Origin of the sequence: Streptomyces sp. NEAU-YJ-81 (genome assembly GCF_017592595.1) — a bacterium.
GTDB classification, from domain to species: Bacteria; Actinomycetota; Actinomycetes; order Streptomycetales; family Streptomycetaceae; genus Streptomyces; species Streptomyces hygroscopicus_B.
The window spans coordinates 21,717-37,921 of sequence record NZ_JAGFNO010000022.1 but is presented as its reverse complement, the minus strand read 5'-3'; the positions used below and the strand labels follow the sequence as shown (position 1 = coordinate 37,921).

At 71.4% G+C, this 16,205-nt stretch carries 15 protein-coding genes; 1 reads left to right on the top strand and 14 read right to left on the bottom strand.

All coding sequences use genetic code 11. The annotated features are described in order from the left end of the window. Positions 1-47 precede the first annotated feature (47 nt). The 12 genes from J5X86_RS34255 to rpsD all read right to left on the bottom strand — a co-directional run bounded on the left by J5X86_RS34255 (position 48) and on the right by rpsD (position 13,051). Entirely contained in the window at positions 48-1,172 is a 1,125-nt protein-coding gene (locus tag J5X86_RS34255; RefSeq protein WP_208520588.1) for an aminopeptidase P family protein, read from the bottom strand. 62 nt (positions 1,173-1,234) lie between these two features. Beyond that, positions 1,235-2,113 carry a Pro-rich N-terminal domain-containing protein gene (locus J5X86_RS34250; protein ID WP_208520587.1) on the bottom strand — a complete coding sequence of 293 codons (879 nt, stop codon included), beginning with the start codon at positions 2,111-2,113 and terminating at the stop codon, positions 1,235-1,237. A gap of 290 nt (positions 2,114-2,403) precedes the next feature. Continuing rightward, positions 2,404-3,504, bottom strand: a complete 1,101-nt coding sequence (gene aroB / locus J5X86_RS34245; protein WP_208520586.1) for a 3-dehydroquinate synthase — start codon at positions 3,502-3,504, stop codon at positions 2,404-2,406. Beyond that, on the bottom strand, positions 3,501-4,121 hold the full coding sequence (locus J5X86_RS34240; RefSeq protein WP_208520585.1) for a shikimate kinase: 621 nt from the start codon (positions 4,119-4,121) through the stop codon (positions 3,501-3,503). Before J5X86_RS34240 ends, aroB begins: the two co-directional genes overlap by 4 nt. Further along, positions 4,118-5,302: a chorismate synthase gene (aroC, locus tag J5X86_RS34235; RefSeq protein ID WP_208520584.1), complete on the bottom strand. Its 1,185-nt coding sequence runs from the start codon at positions 5,300-5,302 to the stop codon at positions 4,118-4,120. Before aroC ends, J5X86_RS34240 begins: the two co-directional genes overlap by 4 nt. Positions 5,303-5,505: 203 nt before the next feature. Continuing rightward, positions 5,506-6,333, bottom strand: a complete 828-nt coding sequence (locus tag J5X86_RS34230) for a shikimate dehydrogenase (protein WP_208520583.1) — start codon at positions 6,331-6,333, stop codon at positions 5,506-5,508. A 6-nt stretch (positions 6,334-6,339) separates the two neighbouring features. Continuing rightward, entirely contained in the window at positions 6,340-8,145 is a 1,806-nt protein-coding gene (mltG, locus tag J5X86_RS34225; RefSeq protein WP_208520582.1) for an endolytic transglycosylase MltG, read from the bottom strand. Between the two features lie 91 nt (positions 8,146-8,236). Continuing rightward, positions 8,237-8,701: a Holliday junction resolvase RuvX gene (gene ruvX / locus J5X86_RS34220; protein WP_014056249.1), complete on the bottom strand. Its 465-nt coding sequence runs from the start codon at positions 8,699-8,701 to the stop codon at positions 8,237-8,239. Between the two features lie 2 nt (positions 8,702-8,703). Then, entirely contained in the window at positions 8,704-11,376 is a 2,673-nt protein-coding gene (alaS, locus tag J5X86_RS34215; RefSeq protein WP_208520581.1) for an alanine--tRNA ligase, read from the bottom strand. Beyond that, positions 11,376-11,705, bottom strand: a complete 330-nt coding sequence (locus J5X86_RS34210; RefSeq protein WP_093466156.1) for a DUF6167 family protein — start codon at positions 11,703-11,705, stop codon at positions 11,376-11,378. Before J5X86_RS34210 ends, alaS begins: the two co-directional genes overlap by 1 nt. Before the next feature lie 8 nt (positions 11,706-11,713). Then, positions 11,714-12,160: a DUF948 domain-containing protein gene (locus tag J5X86_RS34205; RefSeq protein ID WP_078639863.1), complete on the bottom strand. Its 447-nt coding sequence runs from the start codon at positions 12,158-12,160 to the stop codon at positions 11,714-11,716. 279 nt (positions 12,161-12,439) lie between these two features. Next, positions 12,440-13,051, bottom strand: a complete 612-nt coding sequence (gene rpsD / locus J5X86_RS34200; RefSeq protein ID WP_014056245.1) for a 30S ribosomal protein S4 — start codon at positions 13,049-13,051, stop codon at positions 12,440-12,442. 193 nt (positions 13,052-13,244) lie between these two features. Here rpsD and J5X86_RS34195 point away from each other — a divergent pair, with 193 nt between their 5' ends. Beyond that, positions 13,245-14,009 carry a DUF2470 domain-containing protein gene (locus J5X86_RS34195; RefSeq protein WP_208520580.1) on the top strand — a complete coding sequence of 255 codons (765 nt, stop codon included), beginning with the start codon at positions 13,245-13,247 and terminating at the stop codon, positions 14,007-14,009. A gap of 50 nt (positions 14,010-14,059) precedes the next feature. Here J5X86_RS34195 and J5X86_RS34190 read toward each other — a convergent pair whose 3' ends face one another. Both J5X86_RS34190 and J5X86_RS34185 read right to left on the bottom strand, forming a co-directional pair. Further along, positions 14,060-15,448 carry a replication-associated recombination protein A gene (locus J5X86_RS34190; protein ID WP_208520579.1) on the bottom strand — a complete coding sequence of 463 codons (1,389 nt, stop codon included), beginning with the start codon at positions 15,446-15,448 and terminating at the stop codon, positions 14,060-14,062. Between the two features lie 96 nt (positions 15,449-15,544). Further along, positions 15,545-16,201 carry a vitamin K epoxide reductase family protein gene (locus J5X86_RS34185; RefSeq protein WP_208520578.1) on the bottom strand — a complete coding sequence of 219 codons (657 nt, stop codon included), beginning with the start codon at positions 16,199-16,201 and terminating at the stop codon, positions 15,545-15,547. Between the last annotated feature and the right edge of the window lie 4 nt (positions 16,202-16,205).

Genomic DNA, 16,205 nt, shown 5'->3' with positions numbered 1-16,205 from the left:
GGACTACAGCTGGCGGAGACCAGAAAGCCGCCGGCGCGCCCTGTTCTTCAGAGTGCGAGCAGCTCTTTGGTCGTGATGGTGAGTAGCTCGGGTCCGCCGTCCGCCTCGGGGCGAACGACGAGCGTGTCATTGATCCGGACACCGCCCCGTCCCGGGAGGTGGACCCCCGGCTCGACGGTGACCGGCACACAAGCGTCCAGTTTACCCATGGCGGACGGTGTGAGCCGAGGGTCCTCGTCGATTTCCAGGCCCACACCGTGTCCGGTGCACGGTTCGAGGGCGTCTCCGTATCCCGCCGCGGTCAGCACCTGGCGGGTCACCCGGTCCACATCGCAGTAGGCCCGGCCCGGCAACAGCGCCTCCCGCCCGGCCCGCTGGGCGGCGAAGACGGCGTCGTACAGCTCGACCTGCCAGTCCGCGGGCGAGGGTCCGATGACGAAGGTACGGCCCACCTGGCAGCGGTAGCCGCGGTAGTCGGCGCCCAGGCAGATGGTGAGGAAGTCGCCCTCCTCGACCCGGCGGTCGGTGGGCAGATGGCCGGGGCGCCCCGCGTTGGGCCCCGCCGCGACGACGGTGGGGAAGGCCGGGCCGTCCGCGCCGTGGTCCACCAGCCGGCGCTCCAGCTCCAGCGCCAGATGACGCTCGGTGCGGCCCACCAGGATCGACTCCAGCAGCTCGCCGAGCGCCTGGTCGGCCAGCTCCCCGGCGATCCGCATACAGGAGATCTCCTCGTCGTCCTTGACGAGCCGCAACTGCTCCACGGCGCGGTCCAGATCGGCCAGCCGGAGCCGGGGGGCGGCGGCACCCAGCGCCCGATGCCGGGCGACGGTCAGATCGTGCTCCTCGACGGCCAGCGAGTCGGCGCCGGCCGCCGCGGCCAGATCGGCGGCGGCCACCACCGGATCGCCGTCCGCGCCCGGCATGACGAGCAGCCGGGGCTCGTCCGAACGCGTCGGGCCCGAGGAGAGGGACGGGGAGAGCGGTGGCGCGGACGGGACCTCGGTGGCCACCAGCACATCCTGGACGGGGCCGAGCAGCAGCACGGCCCCGGGCGGCACGGCGCCGCACAGATAGCGCACATTGGCGGGCCGGGACACCAGCGCCGCCGCGCTCCCGGCCGCGGTGCACTGATCGTGCAGACGGGCACGTCGGACCGCGTACACCTCGGACATGTCCCCGAGCGTACGCACGCTCAGGGAGGACGGCCGGTCGAACGGGTCCGGATGGGGGCGTGCTACCAGCTGGGCGGGCTCGCGATGGAGCGGGTGACCACCTCGTCGAGCATGCGGGCCGTGGTCTCCACGTCATACGTGGAGTTGTCGATGATCGGCAGGCCGGAGCCGTACCACCCGGCCATCCGGCCGTGGATCCGCGCCACCTCCTCGTCGCTGAGGCGGCGGTTGCCGGTGCGGGCCGCGTTCCGCTCCAGGACGATCTCCAGGCCCGGAAGGACCACCACCGGCAGCAGACCGGGGCCCACATGGCGCTTCCAGCCGCCGAGGCCGACGACCGGGCGGTCGGGGAAGACGGCGTCGTCGAGGATGCAGGAGATCCCGTTGGCCAGGAAGTTACGGGCGGCGAAGCCGCAGGTGCGGCGGGCGAGACGATACTGCGCCTCGGAGTTCTCGTTCCACCCCGACTGGGGGTTGGCGAAACCGGACCGGACCCACTCCCGCACATCGTCCAGGCTGATGTGCGCGGTCGGCACCCGGCGGCGGTCGGCCCAGTGGCGCGCGACCGTCGTCTTGCCCGCCCCGGCCGGTCCGATCAGCAGTACCGCCACCGCCGCCTGCGAGACATCGGCGACCGACGGGTCCGCCGGGGGGTGCGGCAGCGGCACCGGACCGCCGGGCGGTAGCTGGATATGGCCGGTGGTGTTCACCGTCTCCAGCGGCGCCCCGGGGTGCGCGGGCGGGGGCGGGGCCGGCGGAGGCGATACCGGATGTTGCGCGGGCGGTGCGGGGTGCCCGGGCGCGGGCGGGGCGGGGGGATTGGGGTGAGGTCCCGGGTGATGGTTCGCACTCGCGCCCTGGGCCCAGCCCGCACCCTGCGGACCGGGCACCGGCCCCGGCTGGTGGGGCGGTGGCAGCGGAGCTCCCACTGCATGCTGCATCCGGTGGCACTCCGTCTCGTACAGGCAGTTCTCATCCGACAACTGTCAACGGTGATACGGCGGTGAGGCCGCTCCTACCGAACGGTACCTGCCCAGAGCGCCGCTGTGTGAACGCCCCGCAAACCCGTTGTGTGCCCGCTACCCCTTGCCGGCCAGGCAATTCGTCCGGCAAGGGCCGCAACTGCGAGGGACTGGGGAACTGTTCGAAAGCCCGCGGCGGTGCCGCGGGCTTCGAAGGCGATGACAGAGTTGTGACGCGACGACAACGGCGACGACGGATACCTTCCGCGTCAGCGGGAGATCTCGGCGTACGCGGCGAGCAGCACCGCCGGGTCCGGGCCCTCCAGGACGGTGGGCTTGGCGAGACCGTCCAGGACGATGAAGCGCAGCAGGTCACCGCGGGACTTCTTGTCGACCCTCATGGTCTCCAGCAGCTTGGGCCACTGGTCGCCACGGTAGGTGAGCGGCAGGCCCACGGACTCCAGGACGGCGCGGTGGCGATCGGCCGTGGCGTCGTCCAGACGGCCCGCCAGCCGCCCCAGCTCGGCGGCGAAGACCATGCCCACGGAAACGGCCGCGCCATGGCGCCAGTTGTAGCGCTCGTTCTTCTCGATGGCGTGGGCGAGCGTATGCCCGTAGTTGAGGATCTCCCGCAGCCCGGACTCCTTGAGGTCGCTGGAGACGACCTCGGCCTTGACCCGGATGGAGCGCTCGATGAGCTCGGCGGTGTGCGGACCGGCGGGGGTGCGGGCGGCGGCCGGGTCCCGCTCGATCAGCTCCAGGATCTCCGGGTCGGCGATGAAGCCCGCCTTGATGATCTCGGCGAGCCCGCTGATGTAGTCGTTGACCGGCAGCGAGTCCAGCGCGGCCAGATCGCACAGCACCCCGGCCGGGGGGTGGAAGGCACCGACGAGGTTCTTGCCCTCGGCGGTGTTGATCCCGGTCTTGCCGCCGACGGCGGCGTCGACCATGGCGAGCACGGTCGTGGGGACGGCGATCCAGCGCACGCCGCGCAGCCAGGTCGCGGCGACGAATCCGGCGAGGTCGGTGGTCGCGCCTCCGCCGACGCCGACGATCACATCGGTGCGGGTGAAGCCGGTCTGCCCGAGCGCCTTCCAGCAGTACGCGGCGACCTCGGCGGTCTTGGCCTCCTCGCCGTTGGGCAGCTGGATCGCGACGGCGTCGTACCCCTGCTCGGCGAGGTCCTGGCGGATGGCCTCACCGGTCTCGGCCAGCGCTTCGGGGTGCAGGACGGCGACACGCTTGGCCGCGCCGATCAGCCCGGGGAGCTCGCCGAGGAGCTGCCGGCCGATCAGCACCTCGTACGGCGCGGTGCCCGCGGTGCCTCCGACCTGGATGCGCGTAGGGGTCTCGGCCACAGGGGGTGTCATGCGTTCTTCAGCTCCAGTACGTCCAGGACGGCCTCGGCGACGTCCTCGGGGGTGCGGTCCTCGGTCGACACGACGGCGCGGGCGACCTCGGTGTACAGCGGGCGGCGCTGCTCCATCAGCTCACGCCAGCGCTGGCGCGGATTGACCGTGAGCAGCGGGCGCGGGGCGTCAAGACCGGTGCGCTTGACGGCCTCGGCGACGCCCATCTCCAGGAAGACGACGGGGAGGCCGACGAGCAGCTCACGGGTGCCCTCGTCGAGGACGGCGCCGCCGCCCAGCGCGAGCACGCCCCGGTGCTCGGCGACGGCGGTCCGTACGGCCTGCCGTTCCAGCTCACGGAAGTGCGGCTCGCCCTCGTCGATGAAGATCTCCGAGATCTCCTTGCCCGCCGTCGCGACGATGTCGGTGTCGCTGTCGCGGAAGGTGGTGCCGAGCCGCTGCGCGAGCACCTGCCCGACGGTGGTCTTCCCGACACCCATGGGCCCGACCAGCACGACGACTGGGCCCGAGCCAACCTGCCCGCTCAGCCCCGCCGAATCGTTCGCTTCTCCGCCCGCTCGGCGAAGGCGCGCGTCGTCGTCCGTCTGCCGCTCGGCGGCCTCGCGTGCGTCGCTCACCGAATGGCCAGGTTCTCGAGGAAGCCCTGCACATTGCGGTGCGTCTCGGCGACCGAGTCGCCGCCGAACTTCTCGGCGACCGCGTCCGCCAGGACCAGCGCCACCATCGCCTCGGCGACGATCCCGGCCGCCGGGACGGCGCAGACGTCGGAGCGCTGGTGGTGGGCCTTGGTCGGCTCGCCGGTGGTCACATCGATCGTGGCCAGCGCCTTCGGCACGGTCGCGATCGGCTTCATCGCGGCCCGGACGCGCAACAGCTCGCCGGTGGTCAGCCCGCCCTCGGTGCCGCCGGAGCGGCCCGAAGAGCGCCGGATGCCCTCGTCCGTGGAGACGATCTCGTCATGGGCCTTGGAGCCGGGCACCCGCGCGAGGTCGAAGCCGTCGCCGACCTCGACGCCCTTGATGGCCTGGATGCCCATCAGCGCACCGGCCAGCCGTGCGTCGAGCCGGCGGTCCCAGTGCACATGGGAGCCGAGGCCCACCGGCACGCCGTACGCGAGTACCTCGACGACGCCGCCGAGGGTGTCGCCGTCCTTGTGGGCCTGGTCGATCTCGGCCACCATCGCCTTGCTCGCGTCGGCGTCCAGGCAGCGCACCGGGTCGGCGTCCAGCTTCTCGACGTCGGAGGGCTTGGGGTAGACGCCGTACGGCGCCCTCGCGGCGGCCAGCTCCACGACATGCGAGACGATCTCGATCCCGGCCGTCTCCTTGAGGTAGGAGCGGGCGACGGTGCCCAGTGCCACCCGGGCGGCGGTCTCGCGGGCGCTGGCGCGCTCCAGGATCGGCCGTGCCTCGTCGAAGCCGTACTTCTGCATACCGGCCAGGTCCGCGTGGCCGGGGCGGGGGCGGGTGAGCGGGGCGTTACGGGCGAGTCCCTCGAGGATCTCGGGGTCCACCGGGTCGGCGGCCATGACCTGCTCCCACTTCGGCCACTCCGTGTTGCCGACCATGATCGCGACCGGGGAGCCGAGGGTCAGTCCGTGCCGTACGCCGCCGAGGAAGGTGACCTCGTCGCGCTCGAACTTCATCCGGGCACCGCGGCCATAGCCGAGCCGCCGTCGGGCCAGGGCGTCCGCCACCATGTCGGTGGTGATCGGCACCCCGGCGGGCAGCCCCTCCAGCGTCGCCACGAGTGCGGGGCCGTGCGACTCCCCCGCGGTCAGCCAGCGCAACCTGCTCAACGGTGCTCCCTCATGCGCGTGCCTCGACGTCTTGCGGCGCGACCCGGTCCGCGCGACTCCGGCCCGCACCTCCGATCCTCCCACGACCCGGGAGTCTCATCGGTGCATGGTCCATGAGGTGGACGGTCGCGGACGGCCGGGGACGGGCCGGTGGACGGTCGCGGACGGTCGGGCAGGGGCCGACGAGGGGCCCGTGAGGCGGGTCAGCGGGCCGCCAGCGCCTCGCGCATCGCGGCCAGGGGCGCGGGGGCGCGGCCCGTCATCTGCTCGACCTGGAGCACCGCCTGGTGGACCAGAAGGTCCAGGCCGCCGACGACCGAGCCGCCGCGCGCCGCCCAGGCGGCGGCGAGCGGGGTCGGCCAGGGCTCGTAGAGGACGTCGAAGAGCGCGCCGGGGCGGTCCGGTACGGACGCGGCGAGCGCGTCGGTGGTGCCCGCGGGGGTGGTGGCGATCACCAGGGGCGCGCCGAGCGCCTCGGCCGCGTCGCCCCAGTCCGCCGTGCGCACCGCGACGCCCAGCCGCTCGCCCCACTGCCGCATCTCGGCGGCGCGGGCCTCGCTGCGGACGTACGCGGTTACCTCGCCGTCGCAGATCCGGGAGAGCGCGGCCAGTGCCGAGGAGGCCGTAGCGCCTGCGCCCAGCACGGCGGCGCGCGCCACGCGTCCGACACCGCGCTCGCGCAGCGCCGCCAGCATGCCCGGGATATCGGTGTTGTCCCCGTGCCTGCGGCCGTCGTCGGTGAAGACGACCGTGTTGACGGCCTCCACCGATGCCGCGGTGTCGGTGATCTCGTCCAGCAGCGGGATGACGGCGCGCTTGAGCGGCATGGTCAGGGACAGCCCGGCCCAGGCCGGTCCCCCGTCCTCGCCGAGGTGCTTGAAGAAGTCCGGCAGTGCGGTCTCGTCCACCTCGAAGCGGTCGTACGTCCAGCCGCTCAGGCCCAGCTCCCGGTACGCCGCGCGGTGCAGCACCGGTGACAGGGAGTGGGCGATCGGCGAACCGAGCACCGCTGCCCTGCGGTTTTCCGACATCTTTCCTCAGCCGTTGTTCGTGCGCTGCTTATTGAACTTGTCGACCCACTTCTGGTGATCCGCGTAGGTCTTGGAGAACTGGCTCGTCTTGCCGTCGAGCGAGATGAAGTAATACCAGCCGTCGCTGGTCGGGTTCATCGCCGCCTTCAGCGCGTCATGGCCCGGGTTTCCGATCGGACCGGGCGGCAGTCCCTTGTAGAAGTACGTGTTGTACGGGTTGTTGTACTGCTTGATCTCATTGATCGGGATATCGATCTTGCTCTGGTTTTTGATGTAGTTGTACGTGGAGTCGAATTCCAGCTTGCCGTAGGTCTCGGGATTAGCGGGCTTGAGCCGGTTGTAGATGACCTCGGCCATCTTCCGGAAGTCGTCGTGGGTGACGCCCTCCGCCTGGACCAGGCTGGCCACGCTGATCAGCTGGAGCGGGGACTTGAGGCCCAGCTCCTTCGCCTTGCCCTCCAGATCCTGGCTGCCGTAGTTACGGTTGGCCTCGGCGACCATCTTCCGCAGCACGTCCGCGGGCTTGGCGCCCTTGCCCACGCTGTAGCGGGACGGGTAGAGGAACCCTTCCAGCGGATCCTTGATCTTGCTGTTGTCGTCGGCCCAGGAGGGCAGCCCGAGGTTCTTCGCCTCTTTCTTGGCGATGTCCGCGGTGGTTCCCGCCTTGACGCCGATCTTCTTGTCGATCGCCGCGTAGATCGCGGCGTCGCGCATGCCCTCGGTGACGATCAGGGCGTTGCTGCTGGTGGGGTCGAGCATCAGCTTGACCGCCGCCGCGCCGGACATCTCCTTGCGCAGGCTGTAGGTGCCCGGCTGGACGAACTTGCCGCTGTCCTCCACGGCCTCGACGAAGGCGCCGCTGCTCTTGACCACGCCCTTGTCGGCGAGGATCGAGCCGATCTCGGCATTGCCGGAGCCGGAGGGAACCTCCACCTCGATCTGCCCGGTGCCGTCGCCTGAGTAGTCGGGTGCGGGGCCGAAGCGGGTCTGCCAGAAGTCGTAGGCGTAGTAGCCGCCTCCGCCGACGGCGCCCACCAGGACGACGGTGACGAAGAGGCACGCCACGCCGCTGCGGCGCTTCTTGGGCTTCTTGCCCTTGCCCTTCTTGCCGCCGCGCGCGCCGGGCTCGTCGTCGTCATCGTCATCGTCCGCCGCGTCGTCCAGGCCCCGGCCGCCGCCGTCCGTGAAGAACGGGTGGTCTTCCTCGCCGTCCGCCCGGGCGGGCGGCTCCTCGGGGGCCTCACGCTGGCGCGGCACCTGGTGCTCCGCGGACACCGTGGGCATCTGCTGTGTCTGCGGGGGCACATGGGCGCCCTGAGGTCCCGAGGGGGCCTGCGGTGACTGCTGTTGTCCCTGGTAGGGGTCCTGCGTCGGGTAGGAACCGCTCTGGCTCCCGTAGGGATCGTGCGGGTCCATACCCCCGTACGAGCCGTCCTGGGGCGGGTAGGGAACACCCTGGCCGGGGTACTCCTGCGGGTGTCCGTGATGCGGGTAGCCGGCGTCTTGGCCGTCCCACTGGGGCTGCTGGTGCTGCTGGTGCTGGGGATCCTGCTGATATCCGTGCGGATACTGCTGGTGCCCGTAGGGGTCCTGGGCGTACGTGTCCTGCGCGTAGGAGCCCTGACCGTACGGATCCTGGCCGTAGGCCTCCTGCGCGTAGGGGTCCTGCGCGTACGACTCCTGAGCGTAGGGGGCCTGCGCATAGGGATCCTGACCGGCCGCCGCGGGCTGGCCGCTCCACTCTCGGTCCCCGTACAGCGGATCCTCTGGATGCCACGGTTGGGAGCCGGGTCCCCGGCCGTACTCAGTCATCGATCCCCTAGCGACGGAGGTGGTCACCGCTCGGCGTGTTCGTGGCACGGGTGGCGGCGGCCATGTCGCGCGGAACGTTACCGTATCGCGATCAGATGACCACTTCGACGGCTTCTCCGGGGGCCCTGCCCGAGACCCGCTCGGTCTCCAGCGCGCTCTGCAGGATCACCACGGCGGCTGCCTGGTCAACCACGGAGCGGCCCTTCTTCGACGTCACCCCGGAGGCGCGCAGCCCCTGGGACGCTGTGACAGTGGTCATACGTTCGTCGACGAGCCGTACCGGCACCGGGGCGACCCGCCGCGCCAACTCGCGGGCGAAGGTGCGCACTTTGGCCGCGGCCGGCCCCTCGCGCCCGCTGAGCGAGCGCGGCAGGCCGACCACCACTTCGAGTGGTTCGTACTCCTCGACGAGCGCCGCGAGCCGCTTGTGGGCGGCCGGGATGTCGCGCCCCGGCACGGTCTCCACAGGGGTGGCGAGGATCCCGTCGGGGTCGCACGAGGCGACCCCGATCCGGGCGTCCCCGACGTCGATGGCAATCCGCCTGCCGCGTCGCACGACTACCGGTCCGATTCCGCGACAAGCCGCTCGACGGCCCCGATGGCCTCGCCGACGGCATCCGGGTTCTGGCCGCCGCCCTGGGCCACGTCCGGCTTGCCGCCGCCTCCGCCGCCGAGCGTCTTGGCGGCGGTGCGGACCAGGTCACCAGCCTTGAGACCGCGCTCACGGGCGGCCTCATTGGTGGCGATCACAGTCAGCGGACGGCCGCCCGCCACGGTGAAGAGGGCGACGACGGCCGGGCGGTCGCCCGGGATGCGGCCGCGCACGTCCAGGACCAGCTTGCGCAGATCGTCGGCGGAGGTGCCGTCCGGCACCTTGGCGGCGACCAGGGCCGTGCCCCGGACGTCCTTGGCGCCCTGGGCGAGACCGGCGGCGGCCTGCAGCACCTTCTCGGCGCGGAACCGCTCGATCTCCTTCTCGGCCTCCTTGAGCTTGCTCAGCATGCCGGAGATCTTCTCCGGGAGCTCCTCGGGGCGGCCCTTGACCAGGTCGGTGAGCTGGGAGACGACCGTGTGTTCACGGGCGAGGAAGTTGTAGGCGTCCACGCCCACCAGGGCCTCGACCCGGCGCACACCGGAGCCGATGGAGGATTCGCCGAGCAGCTTCACCAGACCCAGCTGGGCGGTATTGTGCACATGCGTGCCACCGCACAGCTCCTTGGAGAAGTCGCCGATGGTCACCACGCGCACCCGGTCGCCGTACTTCTCGCCGAACTCGGCGATGGCGCCCTGCTTCTTGGCCTCGTCCATGCTCATCACCTCGGCGGAGACGTCGAGTTCACGCGAGAGCACTTCGTTGATCTTCTGCTCGACGTCCATGAGCACCCCGCCGGGCACGGCGGCCGGCGAGCCGAAGTCGAAGCGGAAGCGGCCGGGCGAGTTCTCCGAACCGGCCTGGGCGGCGGTCGGGCCCAGGGCGTCGCGCAGCGCCTGGTGGGTGAGGTGGGTGGCGCTGTGGGCGCGGGCGATGGCGCGGCGGCGCGTGATGTCGATCCGGGCGTGGACACCGGCGCCGACCGTCACCTCGCCGACCTGGACGACGCCCTTGTGCACGCTGACGCCGGGCACCGGCTGCTGGACGTCCCGGACCTCCACCACGGCGCCGGTGTCCAGCTTGATCCGGCCGGTGTCGGCGAGCTGGCCGCCGCCCTCGGCGTAGAACGGGGTGCGGTCCAGGACGACCTCGACCTCGTCGCCCTCGGTGGCGGCGGGCGAGGACACCCCGTCGACCAGCAGGCCCACGATGGTGGACTCGCCCTCGGTGTGGCTGTAGCCGGTGAACTCGGTCAGACCGGAGCTGTCGGCCACCTGACGGTAGGCGGACAGGTCGGCGTGGCCGGTCTTCTTGGCCTTGGCGTCGGCCTTGGCGCGCTCCCGCTGCTCCTTCATCAGCCGGCGGAAGCCCGCCTCGTCCACCGAGAGGCCCTGTTCGGCGGCCATTTCGAGGGTGAGGTCGATCGGGAAGCCCCAGGTGTCGTGGAGCAGGAACGCCTTGTCACCGGCGAGCACGCTGCCACCGGCGGCCTTGGTGTCGGTGACGGCGGTGTCGAGGATGTTGGTGCCGGCCTTGAGCGTCTTGAGGAAGGCCGACTCCTCGGCGAGGGCGACGGTCTCGATGCGCTTGCGGTCGGTCAGCAGCTCCGGGTACTGCTGGCCCATCGTCTTGAGGACGACGTCGACCAGCTCGCCGACGACCGGCTCGGTGGCGCCGAGGATGCGCATGTTGCGGATGGCGCGGCGCATGATGCGGCGCAGCACATAGCCGCGGCCCTCGTTGCCGGGGGTGACGCCGTCGCCGATGAGCATGACGGAGGTGCGCATATGGTCGGCGACCACGCGCAGCGAGACGTCGGAGTCATGGGCGGCGCCGTAGGCGACCCCGGTCAGCTCGGTGGCCTTGTCCATGACGACGCGCAGGGTGTCGGTCTCGTACATGTTCCGCACGCCCTGGAGGATCATCGCGAGGCGTTCGAGGCCGAGGCCGGTGTCGATGTTCTTGCTGGGCAGCTCGCCGAGGATCGGGAAGTTCTCCTTGCCCTCGCCCGCACCGCGCTCGTACTGCATGAAGACCAGGTTCCAGATCTCCACGTAGCGCTCGTCGTTGACGGCCGGGCCGCCCTCCTCGCCGAACTCCGGACCACGGTCGTAGTTGATCTCGGAGCAGGGGCCGCAGGGGCCGGGAACGCCCATGGACCAGTAGTTCGGGCCCATGCCCAGGCGCTGGATGCGCTCGGCGGGGACGCCGATCACCTCGCGCCAGATGCGCTCGGCCTCGTCGTCCTGCTCGTAGACGGTGATCCACAGCCGCTCGGGGTCGAGGCCGTAGCCGCCCTCCTCCTGGGAGCTGGTCAGCAGCTCCCAGGCGTACGTGATGGCGCCTTCCTTGAAGTAGTCGCCGAACGAGAAGTTCCCGCACATCTGGAAGAAGGTGCCGTGGCGGGTGGTCTTGCCGACCTCTTCGATGTCCGGGGTGCGCACGCACTTCTGCACGCTGACGGCGCGGTCGAAGGGCGGCTTGACCTCGCCGAGGAAGTACGGCTTGAAGGGGACCATGCCCGCGGGGACCAGCAGCAGCGTCGGGTCGTCCGCGATGAGCGACGCCGACGGCACGACGGTGTGCCCGCGCTCCTCGAAGAAGCGCAGCCAGCGGCGGCGGATTTCAGCCGACTCCATCAGTGGTCCTCATTTCCGGCTTTGTGGAGCTTGTGGGGAGTGGTGTGGGTGAGCTGGGCCCGGCCCCGCTGGGCCGGGAGCTGCTTGCGGTCGTCCGGCGGTGGCGCCGAGAGCCCGAGCGCGTCCTTGAGCGCGGCCTCGCGGTCGGCCATGCCGTCCCGTACGTCGAGGGCGAAGACCTTGATCCGCCGGCCCGCCAGCACCGCGCGGTCGGCGGCCTGCGCCGCCAGACTCTCCGGGGTGAGCTGGTTGAGCTTGCGGTTGACCTTGGTGGTGGCCCACACTCCGGCGGCGACGCCGGTGGTGAACCAGAATGTGCGGCGGAACATCCGGTCTGTCAGCCCTTCGATCCACGGTTGCGACGGCCGCCCCAGCGGGCGGACGGCAGGGTCTTGCCGATGACGACGGTGCGCGCGGGCGCGGGCTCGTCCTCCGCTCGCCCCTTGCGGCCGATCGCCCGCCGGACGCCGTAGCCGAACGCGGCCACCTTGACCAGCGGACCGCCGAAGGCGGTGGAGACGGTCGAGGAGAGCGCGGAGGCGTTGGAGGTGACCTCCTGGACGTCGGAGGCGATGGAATCCACCCGGGCGAGCTGGGTGTTGGCCTCGCGCACGGTCGCGGACGCCTCGCTGAGCAGCGGAACCGCCTGATCGGTGACCTCCGCCAGCAGCCTGGTGGCCGCCTTGAGCGTCTGGGCCAGCCTCACCAGCGCCAGGGCGAGGAAGGACACCAGGATCGCCCAGAAGACGGCCACGAGGATCCCGGCCACCTCTCCACCGGACACGTCGCACCGCTCCCTGTCGCCGCTCGTCGTCGTTGGTCGTGTTGGTCGTGCTTGTCGTGATCGCTCGTCGTTCGGGTCGTTCGTCGCCCGCCGCTCTCGGGCGGTATCCGGGCGCGGGCGGCAGGTATCGACCTTATCGCGCCACGGACGCGCACCCGAAACGGATAACGGCCGCCGGGCGCGCTCCCGGGTCCGCCATCGGACAAGCCCGCGGGTTCCCCGTCGACCGGCGTCGAGGGGAACCCGCGGGCTTGGCTGGGTACTGTGCGCTCCGCTGGATCAGCGGGCGTAGTACTCGACGACGAGCTGCTCGTCGCAGATGACCGGAATCTCCTTGCGGTTGGGGTCCCGGTCGAGGCGGAAGGCGAGCGCCATCAGGTTGACCTGGAGGTAGCGCGGGGTCTCGCCGTCGGGGGCGTAACCACCCTCGCGCGCCACCTGGAAGGGGTGCTTGTCGCGGCTGCGCTCGCGGACCATCACCACGTCGTCCGGGCGGACCCGGAAGGACGGCTTGTCGACCTTACGGCCGTTGACCTCGATGTGGCCGTGGGTGACCATCTGGCGGGACTGGTAGATGGTGCGGGCGATGCCCGACCGCAGGACGAGCGCGTCCAGACGGCGCTCGAGCTCGATGACCAGAGCCTCGCCCGTCTTGCCTCCGGCCTTCCGAGCACGGTCGTAGGCGCGGGCCATCTGGCGCTCGCTGATGTCGTACTGGGCGCGCAGGCGCTGCTTCTCCAGCAGCCGGACCTTGTAGTCACTGGTCTGCTTGCGGCCACGACCGTGCTCACCCGGCGGGTACGGGCGAGCCTCGAAGTACTTGACGGCCTTCGGGGTCAGAGCAATGCCCAGCGCCCGCGACTTCTTGACCTTGGGACGCGACTGGTTCACGGGGAACGAACCTCCATGTAAGTTAGGTGAGCCTTACCTTAGCCGAGGAGAACGCATGTTTCGACCTGGGATCCCCCTGCCCAGCACTGGTCAGAGCCCCGAGGAGGGTCAGCCGCGTCCCATGGAAGACGCCCTGCGGCCGTCGCCGGCAGAGCGCGTACGTACTCTCGTTGAATCCAAGGCTACGGCTTCGTTGACGATTCCCGGAATCGAGGCCCTGGATGACCTGGGGGCCGACTGTCCGGCCGCCCGGACGGTCGCCCCGGACGGAGATGTGCTGCTGCTGGTCCCCAGCGGCTCCCCCGCCGCCCGGGCCGCCGCACACGCCCAGGACGACGAGCTGACCTGCGTGATGGAGATCACCGACGTCGCCCCCGTCGCGATGCCCCAGCGGATCCGCGGCCGCGCCTGGGTGGCCGGCTGGCTCACCCCCATCCCCTGCGGTGAGCGCACGCGCGCCGCGGCGGCGCTGCTGGCCGAGCGGCATCCGGTGGGCGAACTGCTCGGCCTCGACCAGCCGCCGCGGCCCCGGCGGTCCGGTGGGCCGGCCGCCGGCGTGGGGCCCGCCGGGAGAGCCGCCTGGACGCTGCTGCGGCTGGAGGTCGGCGAGGCGTGCGTGGACGACCTGTGGGGCGCGGACGGCATCGAGCCGGACGACTTCACGACCGCCGACCCCGATCCGCTCGTGCGGCATGAGGCCGATCTGCTCCAGCATCTGCACGCCGCCCACAGCGAGCAGGTGCGCGGGCTGTGCGCACTGCTCGGCGACCGCTCCGACGTGGTCTGCACCCGCGGCGCGGCCACCCCGGTGGCGCTGGACCGCTTCGGTCTGCGGGTGCGCTTCACGGACGAGGCGGACCGGCCGTTCGACGCGCGCTTCGACTTCCCCGAGCCGGTGCGGAACGTGACCGAGCTGCGGTACGCGATGCACGCCCTGTTCGACGCGGCGACGAGCTGAGCCTGCGAGTGGGGTGATCGGCGCGGGTGCGGCGGCCGCGGGCCGGGTCGCTACGACGAGGCCGGGGCCGGACCGTCGGCGGACGGCGGCGGGTCGCCCCGCAGCCGCGCCCGCACCCGCTCCACCACATCCGCGTACCGCGCCTCGGCGCCGTACCGCGTGGGCTCGTAGTACCGCTTGCCGTGGATCTTGTCCGGTGCGTACTGCTGCGCCGCGATCCCGCCGGGCAGATCGTGCGGGTAGAGATAGCCCTGTGCGTGGCCGAGCTTCTTGGCGCCCTGGTAGTGGCCGTCGCGCAGATGCGGCGGCACCGGCCCGGCCAGGCCCGCCCGCACATCCGCCAGCGCCGCGCCGATCGCCGTGGTCGCGGCGTTGGACTTGGGCGCGAGCGCCAGGGCGATCGTGGCATGGCTCAGGGTGAGCGCGGCCTCCGGGAAGCCGATCAGGGCGACCGCCTGCGCCGCGGCCACTGCGGTGGGCAGGGCGGTCGGATCGGCGAGGCCGATGTCCTCGCTCGCCGAGATCATCAGCCGGCGGGCGATGAACCGCGGGTCCTCCCCCGCCTCGATCATCCGGGCCAGATAGTGCAGCGCCGCGTCCACATCCGAGCCGCGGATGGACTTGATGAGGGCGCTGGCCACGTCGTAGTGCTGGTCGCCCGCGCGGTCGTACTTCACCGCGGCCCGGTCGACCGCCTCCTCCAGCGAGGTGAGCGTGACCTCGGCCTCGCCCTTGTCCAGGGCCGCCCCGGCGCCCGCCTCCAGCGCGGTGAGCGCCCGCCGGGCGTCGCCGCCCGCTATGCGCAGCAGATGCGCCTCGGCGTCCTCGGGGAGGGTGACCGCTCCGCCGAGCCCGCGCTCGTCGGTGAGCGCGCGCCGCAGCAGCCCGCGCAGATCGTCGTCGGTCAGCGGCTCCAGGGTGAGCAGCAGCGAGCGGGAGAGCAGCGGGGAGATCACGGAGAAGTACGGATTCTCGGTGGTGGCCGCGATCAGCGTCACCCAGCGGTTTTCCACGGCGGGCAGCAGTGAGTCCTGCTGGGCCTTGCTGAAGCGGTGGATCTCGTCAAGGAAGAGGACGGTGTCCCGCCCGTACGCCCCGGAGGAGCGGCGCGCGCCGTCGATGACGGCCCGGACCTCCTTGACCCCCGCGGTGATGGCCGACAGCTCGACGAAGCGCTTCTGGGTGGCCTGGCTGACCACATACGCCAGCGTCGTCTTGCCGATACCCGGCGGGCCCCACAGGATCACCGACGACGGCCCGGCCGGACCGCCGCCCCCCTCGCCCACGAGCCGGCGCAGCGGCGATCCGGGGCGCAGCAGATGCTGCTGGCCCACGACCTCGTCGAGAGTGCGCGGACGCATCCGCACGGCCAGCGGGCTGCTGGCCGGATCCTTCTCCTGGCGGTCCTCTGCGGCGGCGGTGAACAGGTCTGGCTCCACGACGGGAAGCCTATGCCAACCCTGTGACAACGCCGTCGGACCGCCGCCGGGCTCGGGGGTTCAGCCGCCGGGCCCAAGGTTCGGAAAGTGCGGGCTTCAGCCCTGAGCGCCCGTCCAGAAGTCCCACCAGCGGGTGAGGATCAGCATTCCGATGACGCCGATCCACATCACCGGGACCACCCAGTGGAACTCCATGAGCCCGCGCCGCAGGCCGTCCGGCGCGGGAAGGTATCCGTGCTTGAGGTTGTGGCCGGTGACGTAGCAGAACATCACGATGGTGGCGACCCAGGCGAGGCAGCACCACAGGCACAGCGAGCCGATGACGTACAGCGACTCGTACTGGAGCCAGGTCACGAAGCCGACGCCGAAGAGCGTGCCCGCGTTGAAGGTCAGCCAGTACCAGCGCGGGAAGCGCGCCCCGGTCAGCAGGGTGATGCCCACGCAGATCACGATGGCGTAGGCGACCAGGCCGAGCATCGGGTTCGGGAAGCCGAACGCCTGCGCCTGGTCGCTCTCCATGATGTTGCCGCAGGAGACGACGGGGTTGAGGCTGCAGCCGGGCGTGAAGACCTTACCGTCGGCCTTGTACTCGAGGATCTTGTTCTTGTCGATCGTGATGACCCAGGCCGCGAGGAGCCCCAGCGCACCGGTGATCACGAGCAGAAGGGCGAAGGCGCGACTGCCCCCCGTCCCGGTCCGCACGCCCTCCCGCGCCTCGCCGGACTCCACGTCGTCCATCACTGTCGTCGCCATACTC